The sequence below is a fragment of the Arthrobacter crusticola genome (assembly GCF_004357995.1).
GTDB classification, from domain to species: Bacteria; Actinomycetota; Actinomycetes; order Actinomycetales; family Micrococcaceae; genus Arthrobacter_D; species Arthrobacter_D crusticola.
In genome coordinates this window covers 95,123-117,174 of sequence record NZ_SMTK01000006.1, presented here as the reverse complement: position 1 = coordinate 117,174, position 22,052 = coordinate 95,123, and the positions used below count along the sequence as shown (strand labels likewise).

Here is a 22,052-nt window from a genome sequence, read left to right as displayed (position 1 = left end):
TGACAGGAACTTATGGCTATCTTCACCGACCCGATCCGGGACTATCAGGGGTTCGCGCCGGGGGACGCGGAGTGGCTGCACCTCCTGGTGGGGGACTGGCAGATGGTGGCGGACCTCGCGTTCGCCGACCTCGCCCTGTGGTTCCCGCTTGATGACGGGGGGTACGTCGCGTTGGCGCACGCCCGGCCCTCGACCTCGCATACGGTCTTCCACAGCGACTTCGTGGGGGAGCGGATCCGGGCGGACCTGCTTCCGTTGGTGAACCGGGCCTGGGAAAGCCAGCGCATCGAATCCACGCCGGACGAACAGTGCGTAGAGACCGCCATGCGCGTCGAGGCGGTCCCCATGGTGCGCAACGGCCGGACCCTGGCCATCGTGACGACGCATATGGATATGTCCACCCCGCGCATGCCCTCGCGGCTGGAGCTCACCTACCGGCAGTGTGCGCAGGATCTGTTGCGGATGGGCACCCTGGGCCTGTGGCCGGACTTCGCGACGCCGACGGGCTCGCGGCGGGGTGCGCCCCGCGTCGGTGACGGCCTGATCCGCCTCGACGTTGACGGGATCGTCGAATATGCCAGCCCCAACGGTGTCTCGGCGTTCCGGCGGCTCGGGGACGTGGAAACCCTCGAGGGACGGTCGCTGGCCGAGATCACGACCCCGCTGCTGAAGGACCGGCGGATGGTCGATGAGACCCTGCCGCTCGTGGTGACCGGGCGCATGCCCTGGCGGTCCGAAATCAGCTCCCGCGGCGTCAGCCTGTCCCTGCGGGCGATTCCGCTGCGGGACGAGGCGGACCGCTTCGGGGCGCTGGTACTGGTGCGGGACGTCTCGGAACTGCGCCGGCGGGAGATGGAACTCGTCTCCAAGGACGCCACCATCCGGGAGATCCACCACCGGGTGAAAAACAATCTGCAGACCGTTGCCGCCCTGCTGCGGATGCAGTCGCGGCGGATGGTCAGCGAAGAGGGCAAACAGGGCCTCGAGCAGGCGATGCGGCGGGTTTCCACGATCGCCCTGGTGCACGAGACCCTGTCCCAGGGGCTTGCGCAGAGTGTCGACTTCGATGAGCTTATCGCGCGGCAGTTCCGGCTCTCGGCGGAGGTCGCCTCGCCGTCCCATGCGGTGCGCACCGAACGCAGCGGCTGCTTCGGCGAGCTGCCCAGCGACTTCGCGACACCGCTGGCCCTTGTCATCAATGAGCTGGTGACCAACGCCGTCGAGCACGGACTGGCCGACCGCAGCGGCACCGTGTGGCTCGAGGCGAACCGGCGCACCGACCGCGACGGCGAGGAGCTCCTTGACGTCACAATCGCCGACGACGGAGTGGGCCTGCCCGCCGAGGACTTTCCCCAGGGCCTCGGCCTGCAGATCGTCCGGACGCTGGTGAACAGCGAGCTCGGGGGGACCATCGAGTGGAGTGCCCGGGAGGGCGGCGGCACGGCGGTCCACCTTGAGATGGGCCTGCACAATGACCGGTGTGCCTAAGCGGTCGGACATGTCGGTCGGATGCGTGGCCGTTTCGGGCCGCTGCCGGTGATCTCCCGGAAGCGTAACTGGCAGGACCCCACTTAAATGCAGGAGGGCCGCCCATGGGCGGCCCTCCTGCATGTGTTGGCTGCGGCCTGTCAACCGCCCGCAGCTTGTTACGAGGCGCGGCGGGCGCGAGCTGCCCGGCGCTTGAGCGCACGGCGCTCGTCCTCACTCATTCCGCCCCAGACGCCTGCGTCCTGTCCGGATTCGATCGCCCACTGAAGGCAGGTGTCGATGACGGGGCAGCGACGGCAGACGCTCTTGGCCTCTTCGATCTGAAGAAGCGCCGGCCCGGTATTTCCGACCGGGAAAAACAACTCCGGGTCCTTGTCCAGACACGCAGCGCGGCTACGCCAATCCATGCTGACCACTTTCTCCTTTAGCCCTCATCCTTGTGAAAACATTCACGAGGGCCCTCATAGTAAAGGGGCCGTATGCGGCCCCCGCTTTTATCTCAAATCAAGGCTGTCACGTTACGTCACGGTAAACAAGAGCTAATACACCGAGAGTTGCACAGACGGATGAGGTTTAGGTCACAAGAGGGTGCGGGAGGGGTCCGGTCTTGGCCGTACTGGAACTATCTCCGGTAGGGTGCCAGTGTGTCAAGACCCACCGAGCCAGTCCCCCACCTCCGCCCGGCGGGCGTCGCCGTGATCGGCGGAATCCTCCTGCTCGAAGCCCTGGGCTTCCTGGGGGTCGGAGGCCTCTTCCTCAGCAGCCTGGCCATGGGCGACCTGGTCTCCGTCGGGGGAACGGTCTTCCTGGCGGTGTTCCTGATCCTTCTTGCCATCTGGCTGGTGGTGCTGGCCCGTGCGCTGTGGCGGGGTTTCCGCTGGCCGCGTTCGGCCGCCCTGGTGATTCAGCTCTTCCTCGTCATTCTTTCGGTGTCGTTCTTCTCCAGCGGGTCGGTGGCGATCGGCCTCGCCATGCTGGTGCCCGGAGCGGTTGTCCTGATCGCGCTCTTCACCCGCCCCGTCCTTGACTTCACGTCCCGGGCCACCGGGGAAACCCGCACCCTGTAGGACATCAGGGACTGCACCCGGGAACCTGAGCGAGCTGCACCGGCAGCTGCCGGCCCGGGTCCAGCACCACTGCGCGTCCGGGTGGGCCGATGCCGTCCGGAGGCTCAAGCCGGACCCCGAAGACCTCGGCGTCGGTTTCGGACCGCGGCGCCAGGATGACCGCGTGGCCCGCGGCCCGGGCGAGCCGGGCGAGTGGCCGCTGGCCGAGCACGAACCGTGGGCCCGCCGCCAGCACGGCCCGGGCCCCGGACGCGAGGAACGCTTCGAGGATCGGGTGGAGGCCCTCCGGCAGGGTCTCCGCGTCGTCGATCAGCAACAGGCACCGCGGCGGGTCCGTCGCCAGGGGAGGGCGGCTCCCGGCGGCCCGCCAGTAGGCCGCCGGATCGTCCTGGGGCCGGAGCCGCAGGGGGTGCAGCGAGGGCGGGGCCTGATTCTCGAGCAGGGCGAGGAAGGTCGACCTGCCCGAGGCCGGCGGTCCCACCACGGGCCAGAGGCTCCCTGCCGGAAGCTCAAGGAAGACCGTCTCCGGTTCGTCGCCGCCGATCCCGATCGGAATTCTGCAGGCACCGCCGGCCGCGGCGGCGGGCGCGAGGTCCGTTGGCCGCACCTGGAGCGGCAGCGGGTCGACCCGGAAAGGGCGCCGCTGCGGGCGCCGCGGGGCCGCGGCCCATGCCCGGGGCCGGATGGTCAGCTGCGCGGGAGTGGGGCCCCCGAGCAGGACGGAGCCGAACCGGCCAAAAGCTACGCCCCGTCCTGGCACCGGTTCAACCTGCGGCAGCCGGGGCCAGCCGGCGGTCACCTCCGGGGCCGTTCCCAGGGGCAGGTAAATCCGGTTCGATACGTGTCCGGCGAAGCGGGCCGCCGTCAGCTCCCTTTCACCGGTGATCACCAGCGACACCCCGGCGGCAGGACCGTCGCGGACGATCTCCGAAAGCAGGTCCTCGGCGGTGGAGAACCGGCGGGACCGGAAGGTGCCCGCCCACCGGCCCCAGCCCGAGACCGCGAGGAGAATCGGCGGAGTGCCGGGTGCGGCGGGGGCAGAGAGCCGTTCGAGGACCACGGCCGCGATGCGGAAGAGGATCCGTTCCGCCCGGACCGGTTCGTGGGCTGCGGCATAGGCTCCGGTCTGGAGCGCGTCGGAGGCGAAGGCGAGGGTGAAGTCGCCGTCGAGGATATAGAGGTGGGTGTCCGGCAGGACCAGCAGGCACTCCGTAAGGGTGTGCCGGAGCGCCCCGGCGGCTCCGGCGGAAGCCGAGCCGATGAAGGCAAGATGGGAGCCGCCGGGTGCCCAGCGCAGGAGAGGCTGGGACTGCCGGTCGGGAAGGTCGAGCAAGCCCAGGGTGAGCGCCTCCGGTACCGACGCCTCGGGGCCCGCGGGAGGGAGTTCCGACGGCAGCGGCGGGAGGACCGGGCGGTACTGATCGGGAGTGCGGATCAGCCGGGCCGCTTCCGCGATCCTTTCAACGAGGAACCGAACCGTGTGCGGGTCCTCCTCCTGCGCTGAATCCGGCGTGTCCGTGCGCGTCCCCTGAAGCCACTCGTCCAGCTCACGGACGGGGCCGGCCCCCGGGGGCGGCCCGGCCGCTGATGCCACCTGGAACTCCCGGGGACCCGCGGAACCGACCTTCAGGAAACCCCGGCCCGGCAGGTCCACCGCAATGGCGGCGGCCTGTGTCGAGCCGATGAGGTCCATGGACTCCATGTCGTTCTGCACCCGCAACGCAATCGACGTGGTGACATTCGCCCGGATATCGGCTGTGACGGCGCCGGTGGGCCGCTGGGTCGCCAGGACCAGGTGGACTCCCAGTGACCGGCCCAGCGCCGCACACTTCATCAGGTCGTCGGCCGCCCCGGGCACGTCATCACTCAGCCTGCGGAATTCATCGACCACCACCACGAGCCGCGGGAGGGAAGCCGTCATCGACCCCGACAGGTCGGCGATGTCCTGGACTGAGTGGGCGGCGAACAGTTCTTCCCGTCGGCGCAGCTCGGCCCGGAGCGACCGAAGCGCCCGTTCCACTGACTCCGTCGACAGGTCCGTCAGGAATCCGACGCAGTGGGGCAGCCCGCTCAACGGGCCGAGACCCGATCCTCCCTTGAAGTCGAGGAGGAGGAAGTTGACCCGCGGAGGTGGATAGCGGGCCGCGATGCCGAGGACCAGGGAGCGCAGCAGCTGTGATTTTCCGGAACCCGTTGTGCCGGCAACCAGGAGGTGGGGCCCCTGCCTGACCAGGTCGAAAACCTGAGGCCCGCCCGGCGCGTCACCAATCGGCGCTTCCAGGCTGTCCTGCCCGGCGCCGTCGGCCCACCGCTCGGCCAGTCCCTTGACGGAGGGCGGGTCCGGAAGCTGCGGACCGTCCCAAGAGGGGGAAGTGTTCGCCCGTCGCCGGCCCGGTGGGGTCCGGGACGACGCTGTGCCCAGGGCACGGGCACAGGCTTCGAAGGCCTGGGCACCCACCAGATCCGGAACGAACCCGACGCGGCCGGAGACACGGACCAGGGTGGCCCGGCCTGGACTTACCGCGATGTGAACGGTCTCGGCCCACTCCACTGCCGGAACGGGTCCGGGTGCCGCCGAGAATTCAATCAGGACCGCGCCGGGCATTTCACGGATCACTCCCTCAAGCGCGGCCGGGGTGGACACGAGGCGGACCCCAGGCAGGAACCGCCCCGCGGTGGGCAGTTCGGACGGCAGGCCGCGGCAGACCACTCCCGCGTTGTGTCCGAGAACCGCGGAGAACTGGAGCAGGATGAGCCGTCCCATCCCCAGCACGTCCTCCGGGGGGCCGTGCAGGCGGATCCGCGAGGGGAAGACCCGTTCGGACGCAGGCCGGAACGGGAGAACCAGGGGCATCCGCTTGAGGAGGGGCGGCGTCCACTCCGGTACCCGGCGGTTGAGTCGGAGGTTCGCCTGCTGGTCGGCCTCACCCAGACGGATATTCGCGGTCCGGGAGACATCATCGACCGCGGGCGGGGAGGCCATGCCCGGGTCCGCCCACTGGTCTTCCGGGCCGCGCCCGTATGCATGGAGGGCGACCGACCCGGCATCCATCACCGCCGCACGACGCCGCTGTGCATCGGCGTCGGCGGCGCTCCGGACGGCGGCCTCGAACCGCCGCCGGCGTCGACGCGCGGCCCAGATCGACAGCAACCCGGTCAAAGAGGCGACTGCGGCGAAAGCAAGCAGGAGCCACATCTGCAGGGCCAGGGCGAGAACCGCCCCGCCCACCACCGGCAGCAGGACCGTCGGGGCGAGGAAGCGCTCACGCTCCGACACGGGCTCGGTGGTGATGTCCAGGGGTTCCCCGAGGTCCCCTGGGCGAAATTGCGGACGGTGGGCTCCGGTGAGGGCGAGGGCACAGCGCGAGCCGCCCACCAGCAACGACGAGGAGGAAGTGACCGGGGCCTCGGTGATCCTGTGTCCATCCACCCACGTGCCGTTCGCCGAGCCCGCATCGCGCAGCAGGACGCGGTCTTCCCCGACGGCCAGCGTCGCGTGGCACCGGGACAGCGCCGGATCACGCAGCGAAATATCGCAGCCCCACCGGCCGATCGAGTACGACCCCCGCACCAGGGGGAAGACGCAGCCGGCATCCGGCCCGGAATGCACGACAAGCACGAGGATCGAACGCGCCGGCCATGGCCCAGGGCCGGCACTGCCGCTTCCGGCGACGAGGACGGCCCCGTTGCCCAGGGGAGGGACGCCCGGTTCGAGCGCGGCGAGGGGGATTCCCGCGACCGAGAGGCAGGCGCTGCCGAGGCGTGAGGTGAGGTGCTCCGCCAGGTCCCGTCCGGACATGGGCCGCCGCAGATCGACAACCAGCTCGGAGGGCAGGCGTGACGCGGTGGCGGCAGGGGCGCCGGGGCCCGCGACCACGGAGAGATGAAGGTGCATACCCGCTCCGAAGATGAAGGATTCTGCGGTGAGGATATGCACCATCCGGACGGGAGGAATGCGGTCGGCGGAGATTGTGGACAACGCGGCCGGACGGTCCCGGGTCCCTCGGGCCAACCGGGGTCAGGGGAATCCGGACGGAGATGGTGCAGTGGCGCGCCCGATGCCGCCAAGGCGGTTAATTCCGGGCACAACCTATAGGCTTGCCTTCGATGCCCTCGAAGGCTGAGCCCTCACGATCCCAGAAAAAGGTCATGCTGCTGTGAAGATTGCTGTAATCGCGCTCGGAAAGATCGGACTGCCCCTGGCGGTCCAATTCGCGTCCAAAGGCCACGACGTTGTTGGCGTCGACGTCAACGCCGCAGTTGTCGATCTGATCAACAGCGGCCGGGAGCCATTCCCCGGCGAAGCCCACCTGCAGGAAAAACTGGCCGAGCTCGTACCGGCCGGCCGCCTGAGGGCGACCACCGACTACGCCGACGCCGTCCCCGGGGCGGACGCCGTCGTGCTGGTGGTGCCGCTCTTCGTCGATGCGGACGCCAACCCCGACTTCGGCTGGATGGACGGGGCCACCGCCGAGCTCGCCAAGCACCTCACACCGGGAACCCTCGTTTCCTACGAGACGACGCTGCCGGTGGGAACCACCCGCAGCCGCTGGAAGCCTGCACTTGAGTCGGGTTCCGGCCTGGTCGAAGGGAAGGACTTCCACCTCGTCTTCTCCCCGGAGCGCGTGCTGACCGGCCGGGTCTTCGAAGACCTCCGGAAGTACCCCAAGCTTGTCGGCGGGCTCTCTCCCGAAGGGGCGAAGGCCGCCGTGGAGTTCTACGAGGCCGTCCTGGACTTCGATGAGCGGCCCGACCTGCAGCGTGGCAACGGCGTCTGGGACCTCGGTTCCGCCGAGGCATCCGAGCTGGCCAAGCTCGCGGAGACGACCTACCGCGACGTCAATATCGGGCTTGCCAACCAGTTCGCACGGTATGCCTCAACGGTGGGCATCGACATCTACCAGGTCATCGAGGCCTCAAACTCCCAGCCCTACAGCCACATCCATCAGCCCGGCATCGCGGTGGGCGGCCACTGCATCCCCGTGTACCCCCGGCTGTATCTGTGGAACGACCCCGCCGCCACCGTGGTGCGTGCGGCACGGGAAGCCAACGCCGGTATGCCCGATTACACCATCGGCCTGCTCGAGGGCGCCTATGGCTCCCTCGAGGGAGCGCAGGTGGTCGTCCTCGGCGCCGCGTACCGCGGCGGAGTCAAGGAAACGGCCTTCTCGGGGGTTTTCGCCGCCGTTGAGGCCCTGCAGGCCCGCGGTGCCACCGCCTTCGTCAACGACCCGATGTACACGGACGAGGAACTCGAGAAGCTTGGGTTCACGCCCTACCACTTCGGGCAGCCCATCGACGCCGCCGTCGTCCAGGCCAACCACGCCGAATACGCCTCGCTGAGCCCCTCCGACCTTCCCGGTGTGAAGGCGTTCATTGACGGCCGCCGGGTCAGCAGCGCCGAACAGTGGGACGGCGTCGTCTACCGGGTCATCGGCAAGGCCTGATTTACTGGGGCCCCGGTGTTCAAGGCGACGGCCAACGCCCGGGCGCTCCGCAGTTCCTATCGATAAGAGAAGGTATGTCTTGAGCTATATCGCCGAAACTGCTGATGTCTCGCCCGACGCCGTCATTGGGCAGGGGTCGAAGATCTGGCACCTTGCCCAGGTCCGCGAAAATGCCCGGCTGGGGGAGAACTGCATCGTGGGCCGGGGCGCCTATGTCGGAACGGGCGTCGAGATCGGCGCCAACACCAAAATCCAGAACTACGCGCTGGTGTACGAGCCCGCGGTTCTCGGGGAGGGCGTGTTCATCGGTCCGGCCGTCGTGCTCACGAACGACACCTATCCGCGGTCCATTTCTCCGGATGGAAGCCTCAAGAGCGCCCACGACTGGGTGCCCGTCGGAGTGACCATCGAGAAGGGTGCGGCCATCGGCGCACGCGCAGTCTGTGTAGCCCCCGTGACCATCGGTGCCTGGGCGACGGTTGCCGCGGGTGCCGTGGTCACGAAGGACGTCCCGCCCTACGCCCTGGTGGCCGGAGTTCCGGCCAAACGCCTCGGCTGGGTGGGCAGGGCGGGACACCCGCTGAAGGCTGAAGGTTCCCTCTGGGTCTGTCCGGAGACCGGGGAGCGGTACGAGGAAACGAACGACACACTGAAACCAGTAGGGGTAGAGGCATGAGCAAGGACTTCATTCCAGCAGCGAAACCGATCGTCGGAGACGAAGAGCGCGCGGCCGTCGACGCCGTCCTCCTTTCGGGGATGCTTGCACAGGGTTCCGAGGTTTCCGCGTTCGAGAAGGAATTCTCCGAGGTCCTCCTCGACGGCCGCGCGGCCGTTGCCGTGAACTCCGGGACGGCAGGGCTCCACCTGGGGCTTCTTGCCGCGGGCATCGGCCCCGGCGATGAGGTGATCGTCCCTTCCTTCACCTTCGCTGCAACGGCCAACTCCGTCGCGCTCACCGGCGCAACGCCCGTCTTCGCCGACATCGAGCTCGACCACTACTGCCTCGACATCGACCACGTGGCATCCCTGATCACCGGGAAGACCAAGGGGATCATGCCGGTCCACCTCTACGGGCACCCGGCCGACATTGCGGCGTACCGGACGCTCGCGGATGAACACGGTATCTCCCTCTTCGAGGACGCCGCCCAGGCGCACGGGGCCTCCCTCGGTGGGCGCCAGGTGGGCACCTTCGGTGACTTCGCCATGTTCTCGCTCTACCCGACGAAGAACATGACCTCCGGCGAGGGCGGAATGGTCTCGACGGGCAACCCTGAGATCGAACGCCGGCTCCGTCTGCTTCGGAACCAGGGCATGGAGCGCCAGTACGAGAACGAGCTGGTCGGTTTCAACGCGCGGATGACGAACCTGCACGCCGCGATCGGACGCGTTCAGCTCACCAAGGTCGGCGGCTGGACCGCTCAGCGCCAGGCGAATGCCGCCTTCCTCACTGACAACATCGAGGGCATCACGACGCCGGTGGTGGCCGACGGTGCCGTTCACGTCTACCACCAGTACACAGTGCGGGTCGAGGGGGACCGGGACGGCTTCGCCGCGGCCCTCAAGGACGAATACAACATCGGTTCGGGTGTGTACTATCCGATTCCGAACCACCGCCTGCCCTCGTTCCAGCGCACGGAGGACCTGCCCAACACGGAGACCGCCGCCCGTGAGGTGCTCTCGTTGCCGGTCCACCCCTCGCTCGACGCCGAGGACCTTGACCGCATTGTCACGGCGGTCAACGCGCTGGCGAAGGCGGGTGCCTAGTATGGCGGATCTGCGGGTTGGCCTGATCGGGCTGGGGATGATGGGGCGCCACCACGCCCGCGTCATTCGGGAGGTTGAGGGCCTCGAGCTCGTCGCCGTCGCCGACGCCTACGGGGATCCACACGGGGTGGCAGGGAAGCTGCCGGTCTGCGCCTCGGTGGACGAACTGATCGCCGAGGGAATCGACATGGCGGTGTGCGCCGTGCCGACCGGCCTGCACGAGAAGGTCGGGCTGGCCCTGGCCGGCGCCGGCGTCCACACCCTCGTCGAAAAGCCCATCGCCGACACAGTCGAAGCCGGCCAGCGCCTGGTCGATGCGTTCGAAAGCGCGGGCCTGATTGGAGCCGTCGGGCACATCGAGCGGTTCAACCCTGCCCTGCAGTCGCTCCGGGCACGGATCGAGGCGGGCGACCTGGGGGAGGTCTACCAGATCGCCACCCGGAGGCAGGGTCCCTTCCCTGCGCGCATTGCCGACGTCGGCGTTGTCAAAGACCTCGGGACCCACGACATCGACCTCACCTCGTGGCTGGCGCAGTCGCCCTTCACCTCCGTGTCGGCGAGGACCAGCACCCGCTCCGGACGGCCGCACGAGGACATGGTCACCGCTTCTGGCCAGCTGGCCAACGGTGTCATCACTAGCCACCTCGTGAACTGGCTTTCCCCGATGAAGGAACGTCTCACCGTGGTCACGGGGGAGAAGGGCGCCTTCGTCGCCGACACCCTCACCGCCGACCTCACCTTCTACGAAAACGGCACCTTCACCACCGAGTGGGAGGCCGTTTCGAACTTCCGCGGCGTGTCAGAAGGCAACATCACGCGTCTGGCGCTGACGAAGCGCGAGCCGCTGCGAGTCGAGCACGAGGCGTTCCGCGACGCGGTGCTGGGACTTTCGAACAACACGGTGACCATGCGCGAGGGGCTCAATACGCTCCGGGTGGCCGAGGCCATGCTTGACTCCGCACGACGCGGAGTGGTTCGGGACCTTTAAAATTGGTCCTTCGTATAGCAGTAGCAACACGGATATACGAGCCCGAGGCTGGTGCGGCGGCCTACAGGCTGGCTGCAATGGTAAGCGAGCTTGAGAAGCGTGGAAATAAGGTCACCGTCTACACAAGCCGTGCGCCCAACGCAACGCGCTCTACCATGGGGGTTCGGCGGTGGCCGGTCCTAAGGGACCGGGCAGGGGCGGTTCGTGGATATCTCCAGTACGCTAGCTTTGATATTCCGCTGTTTTTTCGCTTGCTCTTCGGAAAAGCATTTGACGTTGCGATTGTAGAGCCCCCTCCCACTACAGGGCTGATTGTGATGTTGGCGGCCGCAATACGTCGACGGCCATTCATCTACTTCGCGGCGGACGTCAGTTCGGTAGCCGCAGCTGGAATTGGTGTCGCTAAGCCGGTGGTTAGCGTTCTTCGCGCGATGGAACGAACGGTCCTTTCGGCCGCTCGTTTCGTCCTGACAGTCTCGTCCGGGGTGTCCCAGGCAGTAGTCGATCTCACCCACCGTCCGGAAAAGGTGGTGAATGTAGGGACCGGTGTCGACACAAAAAAATTCTCGCTCGATGGAGAACGGACCGAAGAGGGCGGCCGGTACTTCGTCTACGCCGGCACCATGTCGGAAATCCAAGGGGCAGGCATATTTGTTGATGCCTTCTTGAGGATCGCATCCGAATTTCCGGACGTGCGGCTGCTGATGTATGGCGACGGTGTCGAGAAGGAGGAACTTCGGGTCCGGGCAGCCTCCACAGAGCGAGTCGAGTTTCCCGGCACGGTCGGTAGTGAGATCCTGTCAAGAATTCTCCGGGGCGCTGTTGCAGGGCTGGCTTCTGTCAGGCCCTCCAAGGGATATGATTTCGCGTTCGCCACGAAAGCCTTGGTGAGCCTTAGCTGTGGAACCCCAGTCATTTATGCCGGTGTGGGCCCCTTGAGAGATGTCGTTTCGAGCGAGCGCCTCGGGCGCAGTGTTGACTGGGATATCGAGCAAGTAGCAAATGCAATGCGGGCTTCCCTGTCAGCCCAAACTTCGGACAGTGAACGACGGAGATTGGCGGGGTGGGTCCAGCGCAATCACTCACTCGCGAGGGTGGGGGCTAACGCAGCCGCTGTTGTTGCCAGGATTGGACACAACACCGGTTCGTAGACTCCACGCCCCACCGTCAGTCCTGCACATCCGTTCGCCCTGGATTTCTAGGGGTGAATGGTCGCCTGCCCCGCAAACGTGTTCACGCAGGATGCGCTGTCCTTAATGATCTCTGGCGGACGCAGTGGCTGGGTTGTAAATAAGACGACCGCCCTCCTGCATTGGCTCACCAGACCACAAGCCGCAGTGGAGGTCTCAGGGCTGGTCGAGAAGGGCGCTGACGACGGCCTTCGCCGCTTCCCCGGTGCCGTAAGGCGTCGCGGAAGTTGAGCGGGGCGCCGGACGCTGCACCACCGAGGCAAGGGAACCGAGATCGTCGGAGACGAGAATGTTCCAGCCCAGCTCCACCGTCTCAACCCATTCGGTCTCCGGCCGGATGGTGGTGCACGGCACCCGCAGCAGGAAAGCCTCCTTCTGCAGTCCACCGGAGTCGGTGATCACGCCTGCGCTGTTCATGACGGCATTGATCAGCTGCGGATAAGCCAGCGGCGAGGCGACCCGAATAGCTCCTGCTTCGAGGTCGAGCCCATACCGGGCCGCAAGACCCACCAAGCGGGGGTGCGCCAGCAGCACCACGGGCTTGTCGAGGGAAGCGAGGGAGTCGATGATCTGCTTCAGGCGGACCGGCTCGTCGGTGTTGTCGGGCCGATGAATTGTGCTGATGTAGTAGCTGCCGGCTTCCATGCCCAGCGGGAGCGGCTCGCTCCGGGACTCAAGCAGCGCTTTCGTGCCGAACAGGACGTCGGTCATCACGTCACCCACAAGAACGCTCCGCTCGGCCAGCCCCTCATTCGCCAGGTGCCCCATCGCAACCTCGGTGGGCGCGAGCAGGAGATCCGATGAATGGTCGGTAAGGACCCGGTTGTGTTCCTCAGGCATCCGCCGGTTGAATGAGCGCAGGCCCGCCTCAAGATGGGCCAGCGGGATGTGCATTTTGACGGCGGCCACGGCGGCGGCGAGCGTCGAGTTGGTGTCGCCGTAGACGAGGACCCAGTCAGGACGGACCTCTTCGAAAATCTCCTCAAGGCCCGCGAGCATCGCCCCGGTTTGCTTCCCGTGCTTACCTGAGCCGACTCCGAGGTTGAAGTCGGGGGCGGGAATACCCAAGTCCTTGAAAAACACATCGGACATCAGCTCGTCATAGTGCTGTCCGGTGTGAACAATCAGATGTTCGGCCCTGCCCTTCATCGCGTGCGCGATGGGCGCTAGCTTCACGAACTGGGGGCGGGCGCCGACGACGCTCAAGATACGCATTTATTCAACTTACCGTCTCAGGGTCCGACCGCTGAATCCGGAGACACCTCCTGCAGCAGGCGTCGGAGGACGCCGCGCTGCGCCTCTTCGTCGGCTTCGGAGCTTAGGGCCCGGGCAGCCGTATGGGTGTGGCTCTTATACCGGGCGACGTCCTGCATGCTCATGCGCCGCACCGCTTCAGCGAGGGCCTCGGTGGAAAAGTCCTTCGTGACGGCGCCCAGGTGGTGATGTTCGATCAGGCGGGAAGTCTCAGGGGAGGGGCTGAACACGATCGCCAAGCGTGCCTGAACGAAGTCGAAAAACTTGTTCGGCAGCATCAGGGCGTGATTGCGGGTTTGCGGTGGGAGGCTGAAGATACCCACGTCATAGTGATTGAGGACCCGGGGCAGCTCCTCAGGGGCGACGGGCGGGTGTACCGTGACGTTGTTCGCCCTAGCGGCGAGCGATTCAAGGACCCGCAGGTATTTGCCACCGTCACGGGCTGCCACGAGAAAGAGGTCAAGGCTGTAACGCGGACCGAGCAGCCCGGCCGCTTCGATCATGCCCTCAAGATTGCGCCCCGGTACTGCGGCGCCGCTGTGCACCAGGCGGATGACTCCCGGCACCTGCTCGCTGGGCCGCAGGTCGACAAAGGGCCGGGCGTTGCGCACAGTCACCGTCGCACTGCCAAACTGTTCCTCATAGAGGCGGGCGATCGAGTCGTTGACCACGGTGACGGCATGGGTGCGAGGCAGGTACTTGGCACAGACGGCGGTCATGAACGGTTTGATGAGCAACCTCCACGACAGCACATGGACCCGCTCCTCAGGTGCCCACTCGTGCATGTCACCCCACACTGGGGCGCCGTCCGCGATCGCATGCGCCAGTGGAAGGGCGCGTGCCTCGTTTGCAACCACTAGGTCAAAGGATCGCCCGGCCGCAAGCTTCAGCGCCGCCCGCACCGCGGGAGCCGCCAGCTCAACCCGCCGGTAGGCGCGCAGGGCAAGGAGGGCGACGCCGAAAGGCGTCTGCGGCAGGGACGGCAGCGCAGCGTCCAGTTCCAGGTGTTCGGCTGCGGCGGCCGGTTTTGCACCGTAACCGAGTGTTATCACTTCACCAAATTCGGCGAGAACGTCGAGTTGGCGCAGCACGCGGGCGTCCGCCTGAATGTCGGAAAAGGAGATGCAGAGGATTCTTGGGCGCATGCTCCAACTTTAGGGTGCTCCGTGCCGGCTCGGTTCCGGTTTGAGCGGTGGACGCCGCAGGAAGGCCTTAGGGAACGGCCAAATGGCCCGCGGGGTGGGACGGCGAGTGAGGGATCCCCTTCGATGGTCAGGTATTCTTGACCCCGCGGGCATGGGCCCACCCTGCCGCGCCACCTCAAACCAGGAGACTTTGTGAACGCTGACCTCGTCGTCGTAGGCTCGGGCTTTTTTGGCCTGACAATCGCGGAGCGGGCCGCCACGGACCTTGGCCTCAAGGTACTGGTCATCGACCGTCGCAGCCACATCGGCGGGAATGCCTACAGCGAGCGCGACGCCGAAACCGGTATCGAGGTCCACAAGTACGGAGCGCACCTCTTCCACACCTCCAATGAGCGCGTCTGGGAGTACGTCAACAGGTTCACTACCTTCACCAACTACGTGCACAAGGTTTACGGAGTCCACAACGGCGAGGTGTTTTCCCTTCCGATCAACCTGGCGACGATCAACCAGTTCTTCAGGGCTAACTTCACGCCCGACGAGGCGCGGGCGCTGATCCAGGAGCAGGCCGGGGAGCTGGCGGGGTCGGACCCCCAGAACCTCAATGACAAGGGAATCCAGCTGATTGGTAGGCCCCTTTACGAGGCGTTCATCAAGCACTACACCGGCAAGCAGTGGCAAACCGACCCGAAGGACCTGCCCGCCGGAATCATTTCCCGGCTGCCGGTGCGCTACAACTATGACAACCGGTACTTCAACGACAAGTACGAGGGTCTTCCTACCGACGGATACACGGCCTGGATAAAGCGAATGGCGGACCATCCGAACATCACGGTGAAGCTCAACACCGACTTCTTCGACGAGTCCCAGCCGCTGAATAAGAAGGCCGTCGTCGGCACAGTTCCCGTGATTTACACCGGGCCGGTGGACAGATACTTCGACTACGCCGAAGGCGAGCTGTCATGGCGCACGATCGACTTTGAGCAGGAGGTGCTAGATACGGGAGACTTCCAGGGAACCTCGGTCGTCAACTACAACGACGCCGACACCCCCTTCACCCGCATCATCGAACCGCGCCACTTCCACCCGGAGCGGGACTACCAGACCGAGAAGACTCTGATCATGCGCGAGTTCTCCCGGTTCGCCGAGTCCGGGGACGAGCCGTACTACCCGGTTAACACGGCGGACGACCGGCTGAAGATGCTTGCCTACCGGGATTTGGCCAAGGCCGAGGACTCGGTGCTGTTTGGCGGGCGCCTTGGCACCTACAAGTACCTCGACATGCACATGGCCATCGGTTCGGCCCTCACCATGTTCGATAACAGGATCAAGCCCCACTTCAGCGGCGGGGAAAAGCTTGAAAGCGGAGGAGTGGACGCATGAGTGCAACTGCGGCAACCGAACTGTCGGTGGACCGGGACGCCGATGCTTCGGCCTGGCACACCATTCAGCGGGTGATCCTGCCGGCTCAAAGCCAGATCGACACGGCGGCGCTCTATATTGACCAGGGCAGTGCCATGGGAATGCAGCTCAATACGGTGGGCGGCAGCACTCAGGACACGTCGAAGGCTTCCGAAGTGTCGGATCTGTCCCGGGAAGTACACGTGGAGGACTTCCTGTCCCGGCGTTCTACCTCGATCCGGACCGGGGAGCGCATCTCGTTCGGCACTTACTTCAATGCGTTCCCGGCCAGCTACTGGCGTCGTTGGACCAACGTCAGGGAGGTGCGCCTCAGCGTGCGCACCCGGGGCGTGGGTGGGGTAAGCGTCTATAAATCGAACGCACGGGGCTCGTTGCAGCACGTCAGCACCAAGCGGGTGGAAGGGAAAGCGACAAGCACCTTCGACTTGTCCCTGAACCCCTTCGGGGACGGTGGGTGGTACTGGTTCGACCTCGTGGCAGGTGCGGACTCCTTCGTCCTCGAGGAGGCGAATTGGCTCGCCCCCGGCAAAGCTCCGGAGTCCGGATCGATCACGCTGGAAATCACCACCCTGAACAAGCCAGACTTTTGCCTTAACAACCTTTCGATCCTCGCAGACCATCCTGAGGCGCTGACCAACATTCGGGAAGTGCTTATTGTCGACCAGGGCACGCAGAAGGTCGCCAGCGAACCCGGCTTCGATGCGGTGGCTGCCCGCCTTGACGGAAAGCTGCGCATCATCGATCAGGCGAACCTTGGCGGGTCGGGAGGTTTCGCCCGGGGGATGTACGAGGCCGTTGAGAACGGCAGCGACTATGCCCTGCTGCTTGACGACGACGTCGTGATGGAGCCTGAAAGTATTTCCCGTCTCCTGGGTTTCGCCGACCACTGCAAGGCGCCCACCATTGTGGGCGGGCACATGTTCGATCTGTATAACCGGACCGTCCTGCACACCTACGGCGAGATCGTGAACCCCTACCGCTTCCAGCCCGATCAGCCGGTCGCGGACCAGAAGCTTGGACACGACTTCGCCCGGTCCAACCTGCGCCACACCCCGTGGCTGCACCGCAGAATCGACGTCGACTACAACGGTTGGTGGATGTGCCTCATCCCGACCAGAATCATCCGGGAAATTGGGCTCTCGCTGCCGATCTTTATTAAGTGGGACGACGCGGAATACGGTCTGAGGGCCAAGACTGCCGGTTATCCAACGGTGTCCATGCCCGGGGCGGCGGTCTGGCACGTGTCCTGGGTCGACAAGGACGACATGGTGGGCTGGCAGGCGTACTTCCACACCCGCAACCGGATGATTGCGGCGCTGCTTCACAGCCCCTATGAGCGCGGGGGCAGGGTGGTCAAGGAATCTGGATACTCCGATATCAAACATCTGGTTTCCATGCAGTACTACACAGCGCGCGGCCGTGTGATGGCGATGCGTGACATTCTGAAGGGGCCGGACCAGCTTCACTCGATTCTTGCGACCAAGCTTCCCGAGATCAGGGCGATGGCCGCCGATCACCCGGATGCCCAGTTCAAGGAAGGTCCTGACGCGTTCCCTTCGCCTAAAATGGACAAGCCGCCGCGCCACGGCCGGGGATTCGCGGCTCCCTCCTACACGACCCTCGTGCCGTGGGCTTTGAAGACCATCGCGCGGCAGCTCAGCAAGCCGGTCGCGCCCCTCAGCTCGGAACGGCCCCAGGCCTTCATCCCCCATCAGGACAACAAGTGGTGGCGCATGTCGCAGTACGACAGTGCGATTGTTTCCAACGCGGAGGGGACCGGGGCGTCCTGGTACCGCCGTGACCCGAGGGAACTGCGCAGCCTCCTGACCGAGGCAGGCCGGCTCAACGCTGAGATCCTGCGTAAGTGGCCCCAGCTGAGGGACCAGTACCGCGCGGCAGCGGCGGAAATTACCTCGTTCGATGCATGGAAGAGGACGTTCGACTCGCATTCGGATGAAGGTAATTGATTTGACCTCGGAAGCGCTGGCCACCCCCGGCTTGGGAGGTGGTCTCAGAGATGTGCTCCGGTCGAGGTATCTTCTGAAGCTCCTCGTGTCGAAGGAGCTGAAGGTCCGGTACCGGGGTTCGGTTCTCGGTCTGTTGTGGTCGTACGTGAAGCCGGGAGTCCAGTTTTTTGTGTTCTGGTTCGCCCTGGGAATCTTTCTGGGGCTGAACAAGAACACCGAGAACTATCCCATCTATCTGTTCTCCGGGATCGTCTTGGTTAACTTTTTCACCGAGGCGCTGAGCAATGCGTCACGGTCGATCGTGATCAACGGCGGGCTCATCAAGAAGATCTATCTGCCTCGGGAACTGTTCCCTGTCGCCTCCGTCTGGGTGTCGGCGGTGCACTTCTTCCCGCAGCTCGTCGTGTTGGTTGCCGCCTGCCTCTTCACGGGGTGGCGGCCCGGTATTCCAGAGCTCATCGCCGCCGTCGTCGCGTTCTCCATCGTGGCGATGCTCGCCATCGGGCTCGGCCTTTTCTTTGGATCGGTCAACGTGTACTTCCGGGACTCGGAAAACTTCGTCGATATGCTCCTGATGATCGCAACCTGGGCGTCGCCGGTCCTGTACCCCTGGACATTGGTGCGCGACGGGCTGCGGGACGCTTTTGGCGCGTCAGCCGGCCAGGTTCTCCTGACGATTTACCAGTTCAACCCCCTCACCATCGCCGTCGAGTTGTTCCACTATGCGTTTTGGGCTCCCACTACCTCTTCCGCTACGGATCCGGCCTCTGTCGTTCCGCCGGATCTGATCTTCGTATGGACGCCGATCGCCCTGGTCACCGCTATTCTCGTGATCGTCGCCGGTCAATTCACCTTTCGGCGGCTTGAAGGCCGCTTCGCGCAGGAGCTCTAGCAGTGGCAACAGCAATTGAAGTCCGAGGCATTTCCAAGCAGTTCGTCCTGCGCCACACGCGCTCCATTAAAGAGGCGTTCGTCTGGGTCATGAAGGGCCGCAAGGGAGACCTGTCAAAGAAGTTCCACGCGTTGCATGATGTGAGTCTCGAAATAGAGCAGGGCGAAACCGTCGCGTTGCTCGGCCTCAACGGTTCCGGGAAATCGACACTCCTGAAGCACATCTCGGGCGTGATGCTGCCGGACACCGGAACGGTGCGGACACGGGGGAGGGTCGCAGGGCTGATCGAGGTCGGAGCCGGCTTCCACCCGGATCTGAGCGGGCGGGACAATGTCTATTTGAACGGGGCCATCCTGGGCATGTCGGAAGCCCAGATCAGTGAGCGCTTCGATGACATCCTCGAGTTCTCCGAGATCGGGGACTTCATCGATACCGAGGTCAAGTTTTATTCCTCCGGCATGTACCTTCGGCTGGCGTTCTCGGTTGCCGTTCACACGAACCCCGAAGTGTTCCTCGTCGACGAGATTCTTGCCGTTGGAGACGAACCGTTCCAACGAAAGTGCATCGCCAAGATCAAGGATCTCGCCGACGCCGGAAAGACCCTCGTTGTCGTGAGCCATGACCTGGATTTGGTTTCGACGATCTGCAAGCGGGGGGTCCTCTTGGAACACGGCCGCATCATTCTCGACGCGCCTGTCCATGAAGCGGTGCGCCGCCTCCGCGGCGAAGACTAGGACTGCATTCATGTCATGGTGGGACACTGCACCGGCGTTTGTGCTGGTCATTTCGATTCTCCTGCTGCCCGGGGCCCTGATAGCGCTGGCCGCGGGTGCCCGCGGGGCGTCTGTGATCGCGGCTGCCCCCGCGCTCGGCGTGGGACTCGTCGGGCTCTCCGGAATCGCTGGAGGACTCCTCGGAATCCGTTGGACGCTGTGGTGGGTCGGAGTCTGCGCCGTCGTGGTGATTCTCCTGTCCTGGGTGTTCGGGCGCTACGTCGGCCCCCGTGGACCGCGGCAGCGTTTCGTCTCGCAATGGCCGGGGCTGATAGGGCTCATTTCCGGAGCGGTCTTCGCCGCCGCCGTTATTGGGCAGCAGCTGAAGTTCGCAATCGACCGACCGGATCACATCGCGCAGCGGTATGACAACGTCTTCCACCTGAACGCGGTCCGCTACATCCTCGAGAGCGATAATGCCTCCACGCTTACTCTTGGCCGGATGCTCCTCCCAACCAACACCGTCGCCATTTATCCGTCAGCATGGCACTCGATTGTCGCCCTCATTACGGATGGTGCCGGGCTGGAGATACCGGTCGCGTCCAACGTGATGAACATCGCAGTAGCCGCCGTCGTCTGGCCGCTTTCATGTATGTTCCTCTCTTCCGTCGTCTTCGGAGCGCGGTGGTTCCCGCTCGCGGTGACGGGGGTCCTTTCGACCTGTTTTGCGGCTTTTCCGCTCGCACTTTTCGACTGGGGCCCGCTCTTCCCTAATCTGCTGTCCTACGCGGCCCTCCCTGTGGCGATAGGGTACGTTGCCGCTCTTTGCCGGCTGAGTCAACCGACCGGCATGAGCGTCGGGGGGCTGGCCATCGGACTGGTCGGTGGTTGTGCCGCGTTGGGCACGGCACAGCCCAATGGGTTGGTGGCACTCATGGCGTTCTTCATTCCGATGGGGCTGTGGGCATGGATCCGATGGTTCAAAGGACAGAGCGGGTCTCGCACGAAGAGATCGATACTGACCCAGGTCGCCGTGCTCATCGGATCAGCCGGTGCAATCGTTCTGGCCTGGTACGCGCTGCTCCTCGGCTATGACGACAGGGACCCCTTCACAACAGGGGGCGCCGCATTGGGGGAGGCGCTTACGGGAACAGCGAGCAGCACGGAGACCACTTGGATGCTCGCTGCCGCAATCCTGATTGGTGTGGTGGTCTTGATCCGCCAGCCGAGGTGGGCCTGGATCCTCGGGTGCTTCGCCGTCGCGGCGGCGCTCTACGTTGTGGTGGCTTCGGAACCGAGGGGTCCGGTCCGTATGACCCTGACTGGCGCCTGGTACCAGGACGCCCCGCGGCTCGCGGCTCTCCTTCCACTGGTGAGTGTGATGGTCGCCGTGGCGGGCCTGGTCTGGTTGGTTGATCGGTCGGCGGCGCTCGTAGGTGCGCTCCGGGGTACGCCGGCTTGGCTCGGAAAAGTCGCTTCAGTGGTCGTCGGCGCAGCGGTGGTGGGTGTTCTGATTCCAAGTGCCTTCTCAGATGGGATGGAGGCGTCCACCCAAAAAGTCTCTAAAGCGTTCAGCTTTGACCCGAAGTACACAGACATCCTGACGCTCGACGAAAGGACGCTTATCGCCCGGCTGCCCGACCTCGTGGGGAAGGGAAGCGTCATCGGCGTCAATCCCTGGAACGGTGGCGCTTTGGCCTACTCGTATACCGGGATCAAGGTCAGCCAGTACCATATGACGGATCCTGACAAGGTGCTTGCCCTCGTAGCTCAATCCGCCGACGAGGCGAATGCAGGCTCCGCGGTGTGCGTACGTGCCCGGGAGCTGGGTATCGATTATGTCTTGGACTTTGGCTCCGATTACCTCCTCGATTTCGATAACGCCTTCCTCTACCCGGCATTCGATGATGCGGGCGATTCGAAGTACACCCTTGTTGACCAGGTCGGCGCGGCCAAACTATTCAAGCTCGGGAACTGTTTCGAGGTGTCTGACCAGTGAGTGCGCAGAAGCTCGAATCGGGGAGGAACAGTCCCCTATGCGATACTGGCATAGTGAGTCGTACCTGGATTGTGATCCCCCTCTTCAACGAGGCTCCCATCATCGGCTCCGTCATCAAGGACCTTCTTCCGGTATTTCCCCACATCGTTTGCGTGGACGACGGAAGCACAGACACTTCAGCGGAAGCCGCACGCGCGGCTGGCGCGGTTGTCGTACAGCACCCGGTGAACCTGGGTCAGGGCGCCGCTCTCCAGACAGGGTTCGAGTATGTGCTGCAGGATCCCGAGGCCAGCTGTGTTGTCACCTTTGATGCCGACGGGCAGCACCGGGTGGCCGATGCAGAGGCCATGGTGCAGCGCATTCAGTCCGGCGAGGCGGAGGTGGTGCTCGGATCACGGTTCCTGGATGGCAGGACAAGGCTCGGCCCGATGAAGCGGATTGTGCTGCGCACGGCCGCCCTCCAGATCCGATGGAGCACCGGCATGCCCCTCACCGATGCGCACAACGGTCTTCGTGCCTTCAACCGGCAGGTCACGTCCAATCTCCATCTCACCCAAAACAGGATGGCCCACGCCTCTGAACTGATCCATGTGCTCTCCACCCTTAAGCCACGCTGGACGGAGCATCCCGTAGAGATCGTCTATACCGATTACTCGAAATCCAAGGGACAGTCCCTCCTCAATTCCGTCAATATTCTGGCGGACCTGCTCTTTAGGTAA

General features: G+C 65.0%; 17 protein-coding genes. 13 read left to right on the top strand and 4 right to left on the bottom strand.

Annotated features, from left to right (window positions below):
* Positions 1 to 12 precede the first annotated feature (12 nt).
* On the top strand, positions 13 to 1,488 hold the full coding sequence (locus E2F48_RS16385; RefSeq protein ID WP_133405026.1) for a sensor histidine kinase: 1,476 nt from the start codon (positions 13 to 15) through the stop codon (positions 1,486 to 1,488).
* A 158-nt stretch (positions 1,489 to 1,646) separates the two neighbouring features.
* Here E2F48_RS16385 and E2F48_RS16380 read toward each other — a convergent pair whose 3' ends face one another.
* On the bottom strand, positions 1,647 to 1,895 hold the full coding sequence (locus E2F48_RS16380) for a WhiB family transcriptional regulator (protein WP_086994524.1): 249 nt from the start codon (positions 1,893 to 1,895) through the stop codon (positions 1,647 to 1,649).
* 237 nt (positions 1,896 to 2,132) lie between these two features.
* Here E2F48_RS16380 and E2F48_RS16375 point away from each other — a divergent pair, with 237 nt between their 5' ends.
* Positions 2,133 to 2,555 (top strand): hypothetical protein, encoded by a 423-nt coding sequence (locus E2F48_RS16375; protein ID WP_133405025.1) that lies wholly within the window; start codon positions 2,133 to 2,135, stop codon positions 2,553 to 2,555.
* Positions 2,556 to 2,559: 4 nt separating this feature from the next.
* Here E2F48_RS16375 and E2F48_RS16370 read toward each other — a convergent pair whose 3' ends face one another.
* The gene (locus tag E2F48_RS16370; protein WP_133405024.1) at positions 2,560 to 6,534 is read right to left on the bottom strand and encodes an FtsK/SpoIIIE domain-containing protein; all 3,975 of its coding nucleotides are present in this window, start codon (positions 6,532 to 6,534) and stop codon (positions 2,560 to 2,562) included.
* Positions 6,535 to 6,712: 178 nt separating this feature from the next.
* Here E2F48_RS16370 and E2F48_RS16365 point away from each other — a divergent pair, with 178 nt between their 5' ends.
* The 5 genes from E2F48_RS16365 to E2F48_RS16345 all read left to right on the top strand — a co-directional run bounded on the left by E2F48_RS16365 (position 6,713) and on the right by E2F48_RS16345 (position 11,905).
* Positions 6,713 to 8,002 (top strand): nucleotide sugar dehydrogenase, encoded by a 1,290-nt coding sequence (locus E2F48_RS16365; protein WP_133405023.1) that lies wholly within the window; start codon positions 6,713 to 6,715, stop codon positions 8,000 to 8,002.
* Positions 8,003 to 8,081: 79 nt separating this feature from the next.
* Positions 8,082 to 8,678: an acyltransferase gene (locus E2F48_RS16360; protein WP_133405022.1), complete on the top strand. Its 597-nt coding sequence runs from the start codon at positions 8,082 to 8,084 to the stop codon at positions 8,676 to 8,678.
* Positions 8,675 to 9,766 (top strand): DegT/DnrJ/EryC1/StrS family aminotransferase, encoded by a 1,092-nt coding sequence (locus E2F48_RS16355; RefSeq protein ID WP_133405021.1) that lies wholly within the window; start codon positions 8,675 to 8,677, stop codon positions 9,764 to 9,766. The genes E2F48_RS16360 and E2F48_RS16355 overlap by 4 nt, the downstream gene beginning before the upstream one ends.
* 1 nt (position 9,767) lies before the next feature.
* Complete coding sequence (locus E2F48_RS16350; protein WP_133405020.1) at positions 9,768 to 10,754, top strand: Gfo/Idh/MocA family protein; 987 nt, start codon at positions 9,768 to 9,770, stop codon at positions 10,752 to 10,754.
* A gap of 2 nt (positions 10,755 to 10,756) precedes the next feature.
* Positions 10,757 to 11,905: a glycosyltransferase gene (locus E2F48_RS16345; RefSeq protein ID WP_281274828.1), complete on the top strand. Its 1,149-nt coding sequence runs from the start codon at positions 10,757 to 10,759 to the stop codon at positions 11,903 to 11,905.
* A gap of 195 nt (positions 11,906 to 12,100) precedes the next feature.
* Here E2F48_RS16345 and wecB read toward each other — a convergent pair whose 3' ends face one another.
* Together wecB and E2F48_RS16335 are read right to left on the bottom strand one after the other, a co-directional pair.
* Positions 12,101 to 13,159 carry a non-hydrolyzing UDP-N-acetylglucosamine 2-epimerase gene (wecB, locus tag E2F48_RS16340; RefSeq protein WP_133405018.1) on the bottom strand — a complete coding sequence of 353 codons (1,059 nt, stop codon included), beginning with the start codon at positions 13,157 to 13,159 and terminating at the stop codon, positions 12,101 to 12,103.
* A 17-nt stretch (positions 13,160 to 13,176) separates the two neighbouring features.
* Positions 13,177 to 14,343: a glycosyltransferase gene (locus E2F48_RS16335; RefSeq protein ID WP_133405017.1), complete on the bottom strand. Its 1,167-nt coding sequence runs from the start codon at positions 14,341 to 14,343 to the stop codon at positions 13,177 to 13,179.
* A 192-nt stretch (positions 14,344 to 14,535) separates the two neighbouring features.
* Between E2F48_RS16335 and glf the strand changes: the two genes are divergently transcribed.
* The 6 genes from glf to E2F48_RS16305 are packed head-to-tail and all read left to right on the top strand — an operon-like array spanning position 14,536 to position 22,052.
* On the top strand, positions 14,536 to 15,723 hold the full coding sequence (gene glf / locus E2F48_RS16330; RefSeq protein ID WP_133405016.1) for a UDP-galactopyranose mutase: 1,188 nt from the start codon (positions 14,536 to 14,538) through the stop codon (positions 15,721 to 15,723).
* The gene (locus E2F48_RS16325) at positions 15,720 to 17,729 is read left to right on the top strand and encodes a glycosyltransferase (RefSeq protein WP_133405015.1); all 2,010 of its coding nucleotides are present in this window, start codon (positions 15,720 to 15,722) and stop codon (positions 17,727 to 17,729) included. The genes glf and E2F48_RS16325 overlap by 4 nt, the downstream gene beginning before the upstream one ends.
* Positions 17,716 to 18,621, top strand: a complete 906-nt coding sequence (locus E2F48_RS16320) for an ABC transporter permease (protein WP_133405014.1) — start codon at positions 17,716 to 17,718, stop codon at positions 18,619 to 18,621. The genes E2F48_RS16325 and E2F48_RS16320 overlap by 14 nt, the downstream gene beginning before the upstream one ends.
* Before the next feature lie 2 nt (positions 18,622 to 18,623).
* Positions 18,624 to 19,355, top strand: a complete 732-nt coding sequence (locus tag E2F48_RS16315; RefSeq protein WP_133405013.1) for an ABC transporter ATP-binding protein — start codon at positions 18,624 to 18,626, stop codon at positions 19,353 to 19,355.
* A 10-nt stretch (positions 19,356 to 19,365) separates the two neighbouring features.
* Positions 19,366 to 21,333, top strand: coding sequence for a DUF6541 family protein (locus tag E2F48_RS16310; RefSeq protein ID WP_133405012.1), 1,968 nt, complete (start codon positions 19,366 to 19,368; stop codon positions 21,331 to 21,333).
* Between the two features lie 53 nt (positions 21,334 to 21,386).
* On the top strand, positions 21,387 to 22,052 hold the full coding sequence (locus E2F48_RS16305; RefSeq protein ID WP_246019203.1) for a glycosyltransferase family 2 protein: 666 nt from the start codon (positions 21,387 to 21,389) through the stop codon (positions 22,050 to 22,052).

Excerpts from the sequence above, each read along its gene's own strand:
- E2F48_RS16380 (WP_086994524.1), bottom strand. The coding sequence starts at position 1,895 with ATGGATTGGCGTAGCCGCGCTGCGTGTCTGGACAAGGACCCGGAGTTG.
- E2F48_RS16320 (WP_133405014.1), top strand. The coding sequence starts at position 17,716 with ATGAAGGTAATTGATTTGACCTCGGAAGCGCTGGCCACCCCCGGCTTG.
- E2F48_RS16355 (WP_133405021.1), top strand. The coding sequence starts at position 8,675 with ATGAGCAAGGACTTCATTCCAGCAGCGAAACCGATCGTCGGAGACGAA.
- E2F48_RS16335 (WP_133405017.1), bottom strand. The coding sequence starts at position 14,343 with ATGCGCCCAAGAATCCTCTGCATCTCCTTTTCCGACATTCAGGCGGAC.
- E2F48_RS16310 (WP_133405012.1), top strand. The coding sequence starts at position 19,366 with ATGTCATGGTGGGACACTGCACCGGCGTTTGTGCTGGTCATTTCGATT.
- E2F48_RS16385 (WP_133405026.1), top strand. The coding sequence starts at position 13 with ATGGCTATCTTCACCGACCCGATCCGGGACTATCAGGGGTTCGCGCCG.
- E2F48_RS16350 (WP_133405020.1), top strand. The coding sequence starts at position 9,768 with ATGGCGGATCTGCGGGTTGGCCTGATCGGGCTGGGGATGATGGGGCGC.
- E2F48_RS16325 (WP_133405015.1), top strand. The coding sequence starts at position 15,720 with ATGAGTGCAACTGCGGCAACCGAACTGTCGGTGGACCGGGACGCCGAT.
- wecB (WP_133405018.1), bottom strand. The coding sequence starts at position 13,159 with ATGCGTATCTTGAGCGTCGTCGGCGCCCGCCCCCAGTTCGTGAAGCTA.